Raw genomic sequence first — 14,655 nt, 5'->3', positions numbered from 1 at the left:
GCCCGGTTACATTCCGAACCCGGAAGCTAAGCCTTACAGCGCCGATGGTACTGCAGGGGGGACCCTGTGGGAGAGTAGGACGCCGCCGAACTAATATTGAAAAGGGTTGGTCCTTGAATTCGATTCAAGGACCAACCCTTTTTTGTTTGCCGTAACGTGACGTTCACGTTGCCCACCCAGCATCCAGCACATGGGTACTGCTGCCATGCTCAGCGCCGCCGGTGTCGGAGTCGGCGACGAGGTCATCGTGCCGGCCTTCGGGAACGTCGAGGTCACCGAGGCCGTGGCCCTCGTCGGTGCACTTCCGGTGTTCGCCGACATAGACCCGGTGTCGTACTGCCTCGATGTCTGTGCGGTGGAGGCCGCGGTGACGTCCCGTACCGCGGCGGTGGTCGTCGTCCACCGCTTCGGACGGCGGGCGGACCTGGCGCGGTTGCACGGCATCGGACAGCGACACGGGCTGTTGGTGCTGGAGCGGGCCGAGACCGAAGTGCCGTACGACGAGATCGCCCAGCGGCGGCAGCGGGCCGGCTATCTCGATGCCAAGCTGCGCGGCGTACGCACCCCCGACGGCGGAGACGGGCACACCTTCCAGCAGTACGTCGTGCGCGTGCCCGGCAACGGCCGGCCGGACCGGGATGCCTTCGCACGCGCCGTGCGGGCCAGGGGAGTCGAGTGCCGCGTGCCGGTGAAGACGCCCGTGCACCGGCTGCCCGAGTTCCGCCGGTGCGTGTCGCTGCCGGAGACCGAGCGGGCCGCGGACGAGACGCTGGCGCTGCCCGTGGACGCCTCGTTGACCAAGCGGGACATGCAACGGATCGTGTCCGCGTGCAATGTGCTCGGCGGGCTGCTTCAGCCCGCCTTCTGAACGAGCACCGAACGAATTTGGGAGCGCGGCTCCGTTCGGGGTATGCTCTCTTCCGTTGCCGGGGGAAACCTCGAAAAGGCAACAGGCCCCTATAGCTCAGTCGGTAGAGCGTCTCCATGGTAAGGAGAAGGTCAACGGTTCGATTCCGTTTGGGGGCTCCGCTGAGAAAGGGTCCCACCCAGTCGGGTGGGACCCTTTCTCGTTTCCCGGGTTTTCCAGTGCCGTGTTCTCCGGAGTCTGCGCGTTCTCCGGGCTTTCCGGCCGTTTCAGTCCTTTTGCAGGCCCGGGACGCGCATCGCCAGGATCGCCATGTCGTCGGACGGGGCGTCGGACGCGAAGCGTTCCACCGCGCGCATGATGCGTGCCGCGACCGCGCCGGCCGTGAGGCCCGTGCACGTCGTGAGGACGTCCGCGAGGCCGTCGTCGCCCAGCATGCGGGCGCCCTCGCGGCGTTCGGTGACGCCGTCCGTGACGCAGAGCAGGACGTCGCCCGGGTCGAGGGTGACCGTCTCCTCGTACAGTTCCAGGTCCTCGATGACGCCGAGCAGCGGCTGGGGTTCGGCCGCGGCCTCCACCGTGCCGTCCTGGCGGAGCCGGAGGGGGAGCGGATGGCCCGCGCACACCACCTTCAACTCCGCGCTGCCGTCCGGCTGCGGGCGCATCTCGCCGTACAGGAGCGTCAGGAACCGGCTGCGGGCGCCCTCGTCGAGGATGGCCGAGTTCAGGCGCTCCAGGACCGTGGGGCCGCTCAGGCCCTCGCGCGCCAGCAGACGCAGCGCGTGCCGGGCCAGGCCGGTCACCGCCGCCGCGTTGGGGCCCGTGCCGCAGACGTCGCCGATAGCGAAGCCGTAGGCGCCGTCGCTGATCGGGAAGAGGTCGTAGAAGTCGCCGCCGACCTCGTTGCCCTCGCCGGCCGCGCGGTAGATGACCTCCACCTCCACGCCGTCGATCTGCGGCAGGCCCGGCGGCAGGAGGCTGCGCTGGAGGGACTGGCTGATGGCCGTGCGCTCCGAGTACAGGCGGGCGTTGTCCAGGGCCAGGGCGGCCCGGCGGGACAAGTCCTCGGCCAGCTCCAGGATTTCCTGCCGGAAGTGCTCGTCGGTCGGCTTGCCCAGGGTGAGCATGCCGATGACGCGGTTGCGGGCCACGAGCGGAAGGACGACGGTCTCGCCGCCCACCGCGGAGGCGGTGGCGAGCGTCGGGCCGATACCGGCCGAGAGCTGCTGCGGCGGTCGGCCGCCGCTCAGGCCGAGGCTGCGCATGGACGTGCGCAGGGCCGCCTGGTGGGCCACCTCGGCGGGGGCCGTCCAGACCCGGGCGCCGGGGGTCGGTACCGGGTCCGGCGGCGGGACCTTCGACAGCAACGACTTGATGCCGTCGATGAGTTCCTCGTCCTCGTGCAGGACGTACGACAGGTACGGTTCCGACGCCTGGTCGGCGATGGTGTAGACGGCGCACCACGTGGCCAGGGTCGGCACCGTCATCTGGGCCATCAGGGCGAGCGTCTGGTCCCGGTCGAGCGTGCCGGCGAGCAGGTCGGAAGCCTCCACCAGGAAGCTCAGCGAGCCGCGCCGCAGCCGCTCCAGCTCGCCCAGGCGGGCGGATTCGACGGCCAGGGCGATGCGGTCGGCGGCGAACTGCAGGCGCAGGGCCTCCTCGTTGGAATACCTGCGGGGCGCCTCCGCGGCGACGCCGAGGGAGCCCGTGAGGCGGCCCTCCACCTTGAGCGGGACGGTGACCACCGAGCGCATGCCGGTGCCGTCCAGCAGCGGTGCGGCGCCCGGGACGGCCGCGAGGTCGTCGTGGACGGCCGGCATCCGGGCCGAGCCGTAGCGGCCGGGTCCTGCTTCCACGGGCACGCGTGCGAAGCGCTGACGCGCCGAGGGCAGTCCGGTGGAGGCCCGGACCTCCAACTCCGTCTCGTCGTCGGTCGCCAGGAGCAGGAAGGCGGAGTCGCCGTCGAGCATGTCGCGGGCGCGCTCCACCGTGCGCTGGAGGAGTCCGTCGAGGTCGTCCGGGGCGGGCGAGCCGATGAAGACTTCGAAGGGGTCGGCGCCCTGGCCGTCGGCGGCCGGGGGAGTGTCGGCGGCCGGGCCGCGCAACGGGGTCTGCAGGACGGCGCGTTCGTGGTCCCGTACCAGGAGGCAGACCGTGGACGGCTCGCCGCCCGTGTCGCGCACCCGCAGGTGGGAGGCGTACACCGGGGTGACCCGGCCGTCGGCGCCGCGGATGCCGTAACTGCCCTCCCAGCGGGAGAGGCGCAGCGCCTCCGCGATGCCGGTGCTGGTGCCGGGGGTGTGCGGCCAGGCCGCGAGGTCGGTCAGGGGCTTGCCGGTGACCTGGTCGGCGGTGTAACCGAAGAGTTCCCCGGCGTCCTCGTTCCAGGACGTGACGGCGCCCTCACGGTCGATCTGGACGACCGCCACGCGGACCCGGCCGTCGGCGAGCGGCAGCAGGTCGGCGGGCAGGGACGGGCCGGCCGTACGGGTGCCGACCGGGCGCTCGGGCGGGTCGAGCTGGAACCAGACGTTCTTGTGCGTCGGCGTGTAGTCGACGCCCCAGCGGTCGGCCAGGGCCGCGCACAGTTGGAGTCCGCGCCCGCCCTCGCGGTCCGGGCTGCCCATGGTGACCGCCGCGCTCTGCAGGGGCACCTCGCGCTCCGGGTAGCGGTCGGCGACCTCGATCCGTACGCCTTCCTCGGTGCGCAGGCACAGCACGTCCGCTTGCGTGCCCGCGTGCACCACGGCGTTCGTCACCAGTTCGCTGGTGAGGACCACGGCGTCGTCGACGATGTCGGCGAAGCCCCAGCCCTGGAGGGTGTCGCGGACGAAGGACCGGGCGGTCGCGACGGATCGCCCCACGGGCTCGAAACTGGCGGCCGCGCGCGCGGTGATCACTGAACTCCTCGGCCGGTTGTCGACGGAAAGGGCTGCGTGGCCGGTCTGCTCGCGCCGCTGCTGCGGCATCCGCGTGTCCTTCGGCCGGTCCGGGGGCTGTCCCCCGGGGATCAGTCCGGTGGTCATGGTTCTGCGGCCGCCCCTCCGATGCCCGCTCGTGCTCGTCCCACCGCCCAGGCCGGTCGGACCGGTGCGGCTGGACAGCCGCATGCAAGGTTACTTACCTTCGCGGTCCGGACGGATGCCGGTTGCCGGTGTTTACGCCCCCCGGGTGTGCGGACGATGTGCGAAGCTGCCGAACTGTTATGGCCTGGTTCGGTGGGGGTGAAACACTGGGCAAGCTTCTTGTGAAGGTCCGGGCAGGCTGGGTGTGTTCTGTGCACGGGGGGCAGCAGCCCTTGGTGCGGGCGGATCACATCTGGCAGAAAGACCCTGCAGCAGTAGGCGGTACGCCGGAACACCGGTACGCCGCAGTAATTGGTACGCCGAGCGGTGGTACCCGAACACAGCAGTGAAGGTCGACCCCTGCGGGAGGGACACAGTGGAGTCTGGCGCAGCGACGCGGAGCACTGAGACGCGCGCGAAAGGCGGACGCTCCCAGGGAAAGCAGGGCGGCACCGCCACGGTGGACGGCGCCGCCCTGAACCGGCTGCTCGTGGCTCTCGTCGCCATGCGCGACGGGAACTTCCGCAAGCGGCTCACGGTGTCCGGCGACGGGGTGATGTCGGAGATCGCCGCCGTGTTCAACGAGGTCGCCGAGCGCAACATGCACCTGACAGGCGAGCTGTCCCGGGTGCGGCGCATGGTCGGACGTGAGGGAAAGCTCACGGAGCGGCTGGAGACGGGGGCCTGCGAGGGCTCCTGGGCGGCGGCCATCGACGCTTCGAACGCGCTCGTCGACGATCTCGTACGGCCCGTCTCGGAGGTCGGCCGGGTCCTGACCGCGGTGGCCGAGGGCGACCTGTCGCCGCGCATGGAACTGCGGACGCACGGGCCGAACGGCACGGGGCATCCGCTGCGGGGCGAGTTCCTGCGGGTGGGACGGACCGTCAACAATCTGGTCGACCAGCTCTCCACGTTCACCGACGAGGTCACGCGCGTGGCCAGCGAGGTCGGCACCCAGGGCAAGCTGGGCGGCCAGGCCAGGGTGCGCGGCATGTCCGGTTCGTGGAAGGACCTCACGGACTCGGTCAACACCATGGCCCGCCAGCTGACCGCGCAGGTCAGGGACATCGCGCTGGTCACCACGGCGGTCGCGCGCGGTGATCTGTCACGGAAGGTCACCGTCCATGTGGCCGGTGAGATGCTGGAGCTGAAGAACACCGTCAACACGATGGTGGAGCAGCTCTCCGCGTTCTCGTCCGAGGTGACGCGGGTCGCGCGCGAGGTGGGCACCGAAGGCATCCTGGGCGGTCAGGCGCAGGTGTCCGGGGTGGCCGGCGTGTGGAAGGAACTGACCGACTCGGTCAACACCATGGCGGGCAACCTGACGGCCCAGGTGCGGGGGATCTCGCAGGTCACGACCGCGGTCGCCAACGGTGACCTGTCGCGGAAGGTGACCGTCCCGGCGCGCGGCGAGGTCGCGCAGCTCGCCGAGACGATCAACCAGATGACCGAGACGCTGCGGATCTTCGCCGACGAGGTCACCCGGGTGGCCAACGAGGTCGGCGCGGAGGGCCGGCTCGGCGGCCAGGCGAACGTGCCGGGTGCCGCGGGGATCTGGAAGGACCTCACGGACTCCGTGAACACGGTGTTCCGGAACCTGACCACCCAGGTGCGGGACATCGCCGCCGTGACGACGGCGGTGGCGAGCGGTGACCTGTCGCAGAAGGTCACCGTGGACGTGGCCGGTGAGATGCTGGAGCTGAAGAACACCGTCAACGGGATGGTGGACCAGCTCTCCGCCTTCGGCGCCGAGGTCACGCGGGTGGCGCGGGAGGTCGGGGTCGAGGGCGAGCTGGGCGGCCAGGCGCAGGTGCCGGGCGCGGCGGGCACCTGGAAGGACCTCACCGACTCGGTCAACACCGCCTTCCGCAACCTCACCGGGCAGGTCCGCAACATCGCCCAGGTGACGACGGCGGTGGCGAACGGCGACCTGTCCCAGAAGGTCACGGTCGACGTCTCCGGCGAGATGCTCCAGCTGAAGAACACCGTGAACACGATGGTGGACCAGTTGTCGAGCTTCGCCGACCAGGTGACCCGGATGGCCCGGGACGTGGGCACCGAGGGCCGCCTCGGGGGTCAGGCCCGGGTGGACGGCGTCTCGGGCACCTGGAAGGAGCTGACGGACTCCGTCAACTTCATGGCGGGCAACCTGACGTCCCAGGTACGGCAGATCGCCCAGGTGACGACGGCGGTGGCGCGGGGCGACCTGTCCCAGAAGATCGACGTCGACGCGCGCGGGGAGATCCTGGAGCTGAAGAACACCATCAACACGATGGTCGACCAGCTCTCCGCCTTCGCCGACCAGGTCACCAAGGTGGCCCGCGAGGTGGGCACCGAGGGGCGCCTCGGCGGGCAGGCCCAGGTACCCGGCGTGGCGGGCGTGTGGCGCGACCTGACCGACTCGGTGAACGGCATGGCCGGCAACCTCACCGCCCAGGTCCGCAACATCGCGCAGGTGGCCACCGCGGTGGCGCGCGGCGACCTGTCCCAGAAGATCACCGTGGACGCGCGCGGGGAGATCCAGGAGCTGAAGAACACCCTGAACACGATGGTCGACCAGCTGTCGTCGTTCGCCGAGGAGGTCACGCGCGTCGCGCGCGAGGTGGGCACCGAGGGCATGCTGGGCGGCCAGGCCGAGGTGCAGGGGGTGGCGGGCACCTGGAAGGACCTCACGCAGTCCGTGAACTTCATGGCGAACAACCTGACGATCCAGGTGCGCAACATCGCCGAGGTCACCACCGCGGTCGCCAAGGGCGACCTGTCGAAGAAGATCACCGTGGACGCGAAGGGCGAGATCCTCGAACTCGTCACCACGGTCAACACCATGGTCGACCAGCTGTCGTCCTTCGCCGAACAGGTGACCCGGGTGGCCCGCGAGGTGGGCACCGAGGGGATCCTCGGCGGCCAGGCGCACGTGCCGGGTGTCACCGGCATCTGGAAGGACCTCAGCAACAACGTGAACCTGATGGCCAACAACCTGACCATGCAGGTGCGCAACATCTCCCAGGTGTCGGCGGCCGTCGCCAACGGCGACCTGACGCGCCAGGTGACGATCGAGGCGCGCGGCGAGGTGGCGCAGCTCGCCGACACCATCAACACGATGGTCAAGACGCTGAGTTCGTTCGCCGACCAGGTCACCAAGGTGGCCCGTGAGGTGGGCACGGACGGCATCCTCGGCGGCCAGGCGCACGTCCCGGGCGTGGCCGGCACCTGGAAGGACCTCACCGAGTCGGTGAACCAGATGGCGTCGAACCTGACGGGCCAGGTCCGCAACATCGCCATGGTCACCACGGCCATCGCCAAGGGTGACCTGACGAAGAAGATCGACATCGACGCCCGGGGCGAGATCCTCGAACTCAAGACGACGATCAACACCATGGTCGACCAGTTGTCGAGCTTCGCCGAGGAGGTCACCCGGGTCGCCCGCGAGGTGGGCACGGAGGGCCAGCTGGGCGGGCAGGCACGCGTGCGTGACGTGGACGGGACCTGGCGGGACCTGACCGAGTCCGTGAACGAGATGGCCGGGAACCTGACCCGGCAGGTGCGGGCCATCATGCGGGTGGCGACCGCGGTGACCCGGGGCGACCTGAACCTGAAGATCGACGTGGACGCGTCCGGCGAGATCGAGGAGTTGCAGGACTACATCAACAAGATGATCGCCAACCTGCGTGACACGACCATCGCCAACGAGGAGCAGGACTGGCTCAAGGGCAACCTGGCCCGTATCTCGGCGCTGATGCAGGGCCGTCGCGACCTGGAGGACGTCGCCTCGCTGATCATGAGCGAGCTGACGCCGGTGGTCTCCGCGCAGCACGGCGCGTTCTTCCTGGCGATGCCGACGGTCGACGGCAAGGACCGGAACGCCGCGAACGAGGACGCGTACGAGCTGCGCATGCTCGGTTCGTACGGCTATTCGATGGGCTCCATGCCGACGTCGTTCCGCCCCGGCGAGGCACTGATCGGGACGGCCGCCGAGGAGAAGCGCACGATCCTGGTGGAGAACGCGCCCAGCGGCTATCTGAAGATCTCCTCGGGGCTCGGTGAGGCGCCGCCCGCGCAGGTGATCGTGCTGCCGGTGCTGTTCGAGGGCAAGGTGCTCGGGGTGATCGAGCTGGCGTCCTTCACGCCGTTCACGCACATCCAGAAGGACTTCCTCAACCAGATCGCCGAGATGATCGCGACCAGCGTCAACACCATCTCGGTGAACACCAAGACCGAGGTGCTGCTGAAGCAGTCGCAGGAGCTGACCGAGCAACTTCGGGAGCGTTCGGCCGAGTTGGAGAACCGGCAGAAGGCGCTCCAGGCGTCCAACGCCGAGCTGGAGGAGAAAGCCGAACTGCTGGCCCAGCAGAACCGCGACATCGAGGTCAAGAACACCGAGATCGAGGAGGCACGGCAGGTCCTGGAGGAGCGCGCCGAGCAACTCGCGGTCTCCATGCGCTACAAGAGCGAGTTCCTGGCCAACATGTCCCACGAGCTGCGCACCCCGCTCAACTCGCTGCTGATCCTCGCCAAGCTGCTCGCCGACAACGCGGACTCCAACCTCACGCCGAAACAGGTCGAGTTCGCCGAGACGATCCACGGGGCCGGCTCCGACCTGCTTCAGCTGATCAACGACATCCTGGACCTGTCGAAGGTCGAGGCCGGCAAGATGGACGTCTCCCCGACGCGCATCGCGCTCGTCCAGCTGGTGGACTACGTGGAGGCCACGTTCCGGCCGCTGACCGCGGAGAAGGGCCTGGACCTGTCCGTACGGGTCTCCCCGGAGCTGCCGGCCACGCTGCACACGGACGAGCAGCGCCTTCTGCAAGTGCTGCGGAACCTGCTGTCGAACGCGGTGAAGTTCACCGACTCCGGGTCGGTCGAGCTGGTGATCCGGACGGCCGGTGCGGACGTCCCGGTGGGGGTCCGGGAGCAGCTGCTGGAGGCCGGTTCGCTCACCGACGCGGACGCGGAGCTGATCGCCTTCTCGGTGACCGACACCGGGATCGGCATCGCGGCCGGCAAGATGCGGGTCATCTTCGAGGCGTTCAAGCAGGCGGACGGCACGACCAGCCGCAAGTACGGCGGTACGGGCCTCGGGCTGTCCATCTCGCGGGAGATCGCGCAGCTGCTCGGCGGCGAGATCCACGCGCAGAGCGAGCCGGGCCGCGGTTCGACGTTCACGCTGTACCTGCCGCTGCACCCGAGCGAACTGCCGCCGCAGGGCTACCAGCAGTCGGTGGCCGTGCTGCAGGTGAGCGATCTGATCTCCTCCGAGGACCAGCTGTCCGAGCTGTCCGCGGCGGAGATCGAGACACCGGCCGAGGTGAAGTCGTACCAGGAGACGCAGAACGGCGCCGCGGCTCTCTTCCGGCGCCGCCGCAGGGGCACACCGGAGATCGACCAGCGGCCCGAGCCGCGGCCGGCCACGGAGCAGCAGGCCGCCCCGCAGCCGCGCCGTGGCGTGCGGTTCGGCGGCGAGAAGGTGCTGATCGTCGATGACGACATCCGCAACGTCTTCGCCCTCACCAGCGTCCTGGAGCAGCACGGCCTGTCCGTGCTGTACGCCGAGAACGGCCGTGAGGGCATCGAGGTGCTGGAGCAGCACGACGACGTGGCGGTCGTCCTGATGGACATCATGATGCCTGAGATGGACGGCTATGCGACGACGACCGCGATCCGTCGGATGCCGCAGTTCGCCGGGTTGCCGATCATCGCGCTGACCGCGAAGGCGATGAAGGGCGACCGGGAGAAGGCGATCGAGTCCGGGGCGTCCGATTACGTCACCAAGCCGGTCGATCCGGACCATCTGCTGTCGGTGATGCATCAGTGGATGCAGGAGGAGAGCGTGTGATGGTGTGGGTTTCGGGGAACCTTCCGGCCTCCCGCGGCGTTTCTGCTATGTGCACAGTGACATCGCGGTGACAGGGTGTGGCGACGGGCGGGGTGCGGCTACCATGACCGGCACAAGGACGGGCGGCGCAAGGGAGTCGTCCCCTGGGGCGGCGCCCGGTGTACCGCCGGGGCGAGGAGGGCGGGCCATGGTGCAGAAGGCCAAGATCCTCCTGGTCGATGACCGGCCGGAGAATCTGCTGGCGCTGGAGGCCATCCTCTCTGCGCTCGATCAGACACTGGTGCGGGCATCGTCCGGGGAGGAAGCGCTCAAGGCACTGCTCACGGACGATTTCGCGGTCATTCTGCTGGACGTCCAGATGCCGGGCATGGACGGTTTCGAGACCGCGGCGCACATCAAGCGGCGGGAGCGGACCCGGGACATCCCGATCATCTTTCTGACCGCGATCAACCATGGCCCGCACCACACCTTCCGGGGCTATGCCGCGGGTGCGGTCGACTACATCTCCAAGCCCTTCGACCCGTGGGTGCTACGCGCGAAGGTCTCGGTGTTCGTCGAGCTGTACATGAAGAACTGTCAGCTGCGCGAGCAGGCGGCGCTGCTGCGGCTCCAGTTGGAGGGCGGCGGCAAGGGCGCGGTCGGCGGGCCCGGCAAGGAGTCCGCGGGGCTGCTCGCCGAACTGTCGGCGCGGCTCGCGGCCGTGGAGGAGCAGGCCGAGGCGCTGTCCAAGCAGTTGGACGACGAATCCGCGGACGCGGCGGCGGTGGCCACGGCCGCCCATCTGGAACGCAAACTGACGGGGCTGCGCCGGGCGCTCGACGCCCTGGAGCCCGGAACCGGCGGCGGTGCCCCGACGCTGCCGACGCAGAACTGACGCCCGCCCGGTCCACGGTCGCGTGAGCGTGCGTCAGTTCTGCGCCTCGGCAGAGGCGACACGAACGGGTGAAGCGCTGGGCACGCGTGTCCACCGTCGTCTCCCCCGGTAATCTCACCTCCATGGCCTCACGTCCCTCCGCAGCGAAGAAGCAGCCCGCCAAGAAGGCGGCGGCTCAGGCGAAGGCCCCGGCGAAGAAGGCCGCCGCGAAGAAGGCACCGGCCAAGAAGGCGCCCGCCAGGAAGGCCGCGGCGAAGAAGCCCGCGCCCAAGCCGGCACCGAGCCCCACCGGGGGCCTCTACCGGATCGTGCGCGCGCTCTGGCTGGGTCTCGCGCATGCCGTCGGCGCTGTCTTCCGCGGGATAGGGCAGGGTGCGAAGAACCTCGACCCGGCGCACCGCAAGGACGGTGTCGCGCTGCTGCTGTTCGGTATCGCGCTGATCGTCGCCGCCGGCACCTGGGCGGATCTGCGCGGCCCGGTCGGTGACCTCGTCGAGATCCTGGTGACCGGTGCCTTCGGCCGACTCGACCTGCTCGTGCCGATACTGCTCGCGGTGATCGCCGTGCGCTTCATCCGGCATCCCGAGAAGCCGGAGGCCAACGGCCGTATCGTGATCGGCCTGTCCGCGCTGCTCATCGGCGTGCTCGGGCAGGTCCACATCGCCTGCGGCTCGCCCGCCCGCAGCGACGGGATGCAGGCGATAAGGGACGCCGGCGGACTCATCGGCTGGGCGGCGGCGACCCCGCTGTCGTACACCATGACCGATGTCCTCGCCGTGCCGCTGCTCGTGCTGCTCACCGTCTTCGGGCTGCTCGTCGTCACGGCCACCCCGGTCAACGCCATCCCGCAGCGACTGCGGACGCTCGGCGTCCGGCTCGGCGTGCTGCACGAACCGCAGGACGCACAGGACGAGGGCGCCACCGAGGACGACGAGCGCTACGAGCAGCAATGGCGCGACGCCCTGCCCGCGCGCCCTCGCGGCCGCCAGGGCGGCTCCCCGGCGTACGACCCCGAGGGAGCCGAGCAGGAAGCCCTCTCCAAGCGGCGGGGCCGTCCCAGGCGTTCCGCGGTGCCGCAGCCCGCGATGGACCGGCGGCTGGACGCCGTCGACATCGCCGCGGCGGCCGCGGCCGACCTCGACGGCGCCGTCATGCACGGCATGCCGCCCTCGCCACTGGTCGCCGGCCTCACCCAGGGCGTGAGCGTGGGAGACCGCGAGGAGACCACCCCGACGCCGGTCCCGACCCCCGTCCCGGCCGCGCGGCCCAAGCAGGAGCGGCTGGAGACCGACGCGGTCGTGCCCGACCTGACCAAGTCGGCCCCCGAGGAGATCCGCGACCTGCCGCCGCGCGCCGAGCAGCTCCAGCTGTCCGGTGACATCACCTACTCGCTGCCCTCGCTCGACCTCCTCACCCGCGGCGGCCCCGGCAAGGCGCGCAGCGCGGCCAACGACGCCATAGTCGCCTCGCTCACCAACGTCTTCACGGAGTTCAAGGTCGACGCGGCCGTCACCGGGTTCACCCGCGGGCCGACGGTCACCCGCTACGAGGTCGAGCTGGGCCCCGCCGTCAAGGTCGAGCGGATCACCGCGCTCACCAAGAACATCGCGTACGCCGTCGCCAGCCCGGACGTGCGGATCATCAGCCCCATCCCCGGCAAGTCCGCGGTCGGCATCGAGATCCCGAACACCGACCGGGAGATGGTCAACCTCGGCGACGTGCTGCGCCTCGCGGAGGCCGCCGAGGACGACCATCCGATGCTGGTCGCGCTCGGCAAGGACGTCGAGGGCGGCTATGTGATGGCGAACATCGCGAAGATGCCGCACGTGCTCGTCGCCGGCGCCACCGGTTCCGGCAAGTCGTCCTGCATCAACTGCCTGATCACCTCGATCATGATGCGGGCGACCCCGGAGGACGTCCGGATGGTCCTGGTCGACCCCAAGCGCGTCGAGCTGACCGCCTACGAGGGCGTCCCGCACCTGATCACGCCGATCATCACCAACCCGAAGCGGGCGGCCGAGGCGCTCCAGTGGGTGGTGCGCGAGATGGACCTGCGCTACGACGACCTGGCGGCCTTCGGCTACCGGCACATCGACGACTTCAACGCGGCCGTCCGCAGCGGTAAGGCGAAGGCGCCGGAGGGCAGCGAGCGGGAGCTCCAGCCGTACCCGTACCTGCTGGTCATCGTCGATGAGCTGGCCGACCTGATGATGGTCGCGCCGCGCGACGTGGAGGACGCGATCGTGCGCATCACCCAGCTCGCGCGCGCCGCCGGCATCCACCTCGTGCTCGCCACCCAGCGCCCCTCGGTCGACGTGGTCACCGGACTCATCAAGGCGAACGTGCCCTCGCGGCTCGCGTTCGCCACCTCCTCGCTCGCCGACTCGCGGGTCATCCTCGACCAGCCCGGCGCCGAGAAGCTGATCGGCAAGGGTGACGGGCTGTTCCTGCCGATGGGCGCGAACAAGCCCACCCGTCTGCAGGGCGCGTTCGTGACCGAGGAAGAGGTCGCGGCCGTCGTCCAGCACTGCAAGGACCAGATGGCGCCCGTCTTCCGGGACGACGTCACTGTCGGCACCAAGCAGAAGAAGGAGATCGACGAGGACATCGGCGACGACCTCGACCTGCTCTGCCAGGCGGCCGAACTGGTCGTCTCCACGCAGTTCGGATCGACGTCGATGCTCCAGCGCAAACTGCGCGTCGGATTCGCCAAGGCGGGCCGGCTCATGGACCTCATGGAGTCCCGCGGTGTCGTCGGGCCCAGCGAGGGATCCAAGGCCCGGGACGTTCTGGTGAAACCCGACGAGCTGGACGGCGTGCTCGCCGTGATCCGCGGGGAGTCCGAAGGATAGGGAAGGGCCCGTTCGGCGGTCTGGATTCAGCCGGGTGGGGCATGACCGTGATCCACCCGTTAGAGATCGGCGAGCAACCGTTTCCCTTTGTGGTACGTCAAGTTGAGCGAGTGGCCAGGCGCGGGTCCCGTCCGGGGTCCGGGCCCGGCCCGTCATCGGGATGACCGGCCATACCGATGGCGTACAAAGTCCTACCGCCCGGTTGCCCCACCCTTTCGTACCCCCCCTAGACTGAATTTCCAGCACAGGTGGCTACACGCTCGAAAGGCGCCCCCGTGTCCATCGGCAACTCCCCTGAAGACGAGCGTCCGTTCCCAGACGTGTCCGAGGAATCCCGAGTCTCCGTCGGCCGTACCCTCCGGCAGGCGCGCATCGCGGCCCGGCTGACGGTCGATGACGTCAGCAGCGCCACCCGGGTGCGTAACGCCATCGTGCACGCCATCGAGGCCGACGACTTCGCTCCGTGCGGCGGCGACGTGTACGCCCGCGGGCACATCCGGACCCTGGCCAAGGCCGTGCACCTCGATCCGGCCCCGCTGATCGCGCGGTACGACGCCGAGCACGGCGGGCGGCCCGCGCCCACCTCGACCGCCCCGCTCTTCGAGGCGGAACGTATCCGCCCGGAGCGGCGCGGGCCCAACTGGACCGCGGCCATGGTCGCCGCGATCGTCGCCGTGGTCGGCTTCGTCGGCTTCACCGCCTTCAAGGGCGGCGACGGCGGAAACGGCGACAAGGCGCAGGTCGCCGAGGGCGCCACGGCCGCGACCAGCAACCCCGCCTCCCCGACGCCGACGAAGACCACGTCCGAGGAACAGACGCCCGCGCCGTCCGACAGCGCCATCGCGGCCGCCCCGCAGGACAAGGTGACCGTCCAGGTGAGCGCCGTCGACGGCCGGAGCTGGATCTCGGCCAAGGACCACAGCGGCCGGATGCTGTTCGACGGCCTGCTGGAGAAGGGCGATTCCAAGACCTTCCAGGACGGCTCGAAGGTCAACCTGATCCTCGGCGACGCCGGGGCCGTCCAGCTCTACGTCAACGGCAAGAAGATCCAGGACGACTTCAAGCCGGGTGCCGTCGAGCGCCTCACCTACACCAAGGGCGACCCCGCGGTCGGCTAGCCGGATTCCGGAGGGGCGTGCGGAGACGGGGTTGGCCATGATCGG

Annotated in this window: 6 protein-coding genes, 1 tRNA gene and 1 rRNA gene; 7 read left to right on the top strand and 1 reads right to left on the bottom strand. The window is 69.9% G+C overall.

Going from position 1 to position 14,655, the window contains the following annotated elements:
* From rrf to ACFY2B_RS38765, 3 genes are all read left to right on the top strand, one after another.
* A 5S ribosomal RNA gene (gene rrf, locus ACFY2B_RS38775) occupies positions 1-91 on the top strand; the annotation flags it as partial.
* Between the two features lie 114 nt (positions 92-205).
* Positions 206-868 carry a DegT/DnrJ/EryC1/StrS family aminotransferase gene (locus ACFY2B_RS38770; protein WP_390767753.1) on the top strand — a complete coding sequence of 221 codons (663 nt, stop codon included), beginning with the start codon at positions 206-208 and terminating at the stop codon, positions 866-868.
* A gap of 85 nt (positions 869-953) precedes the next feature.
* Positions 954-1,026 (top strand) — tRNA-Thr (locus tag ACFY2B_RS38765).
* Positions 1,027-1,134: 108 nt separating this feature from the next.
* Here the strand turns inward: ACFY2B_RS38765 and ACFY2B_RS38760 are convergent.
* On the bottom strand, positions 1,135-3,891 hold the full coding sequence (locus tag ACFY2B_RS38760; protein ID WP_390767749.1) for a SpoIIE family protein phosphatase: 2,757 nt from the start codon (positions 3,889-3,891) through the stop codon (positions 1,135-1,137).
* 415 nt (positions 3,892-4,306) lie between these two features.
* Here ACFY2B_RS38760 and ACFY2B_RS38755 point away from each other — a divergent pair, with 415 nt between their 5' ends.
* From ACFY2B_RS38755 to ACFY2B_RS38740, 4 genes are all read left to right on the top strand, one after another.
* Positions 4,307-9,766 carry a HAMP domain-containing protein gene (locus tag ACFY2B_RS38755; protein ID WP_390767748.1) on the top strand — a complete coding sequence of 1,820 codons (5,460 nt, stop codon included), beginning with the start codon at positions 4,307-4,309 and terminating at the stop codon, positions 9,764-9,766.
* A gap of 187 nt (positions 9,767-9,953) precedes the next feature.
* Positions 9,954-10,640 carry a two-component system response regulator gene (locus ACFY2B_RS38750; RefSeq protein ID WP_389025455.1) on the top strand — a complete coding sequence of 229 codons (687 nt, stop codon included), beginning with the start codon at positions 9,954-9,956 and terminating at the stop codon, positions 10,638-10,640.
* Positions 10,641-10,762: 122 nt separating this feature from the next.
* On the top strand, positions 10,763-13,492 hold the full coding sequence (locus tag ACFY2B_RS38745; protein WP_390767747.1) for a DNA translocase FtsK: 2,730 nt from the start codon (positions 10,763-10,765) through the stop codon (positions 13,490-13,492).
* Between the two features lie 275 nt (positions 13,493-13,767).
* A complete protein-coding gene (locus ACFY2B_RS38740; RefSeq protein ID WP_390767746.1) occupies positions 13,768-14,610 on the top strand; it encodes a helix-turn-helix domain-containing protein in 843 nt (280 codons plus the stop codon).
* Positions 14,611-14,655 lie beyond the last annotated feature (45 nt).

This window comes from Streptomyces sp. NPDC001270, assembly GCF_042896695.1.
Taxonomy (GTDB): Bacteria; Actinomycetota; Actinomycetes; order Streptomycetales; family Streptomycetaceae; genus Streptomyces.
Note: the sequence above shows the minus strand (reverse complement) of the source record. Positions and strands in the feature narration are given on the sequence as shown.

Bases quoted from the DNA above. Each gene is read 5' to 3' on its own strand.
- ACFY2B_RS38770 (WP_390767753.1), top strand. From the start codon at position 206: ATGCTCAGCGCCGCCGGTGTCGGAGTCGGCGACGAGGTCATCGTGCCG.
- ACFY2B_RS38760 (WP_390767749.1), bottom strand. From the start codon at position 3,891: ATGACCACCGGACTGATCCCCGGGGGACAGCCCCCGGACCGGCCGAAG.
- ACFY2B_RS38750 (WP_389025455.1), top strand. From the start codon at position 9,954: ATGGTGCAGAAGGCCAAGATCCTCCTGGTCGATGACCGGCCGGAGAAT.
- ACFY2B_RS38745 (WP_390767747.1), top strand. From the start codon at position 10,763: ATGGCCTCACGTCCCTCCGCAGCGAAGAAGCAGCCCGCCAAGAAGGCG.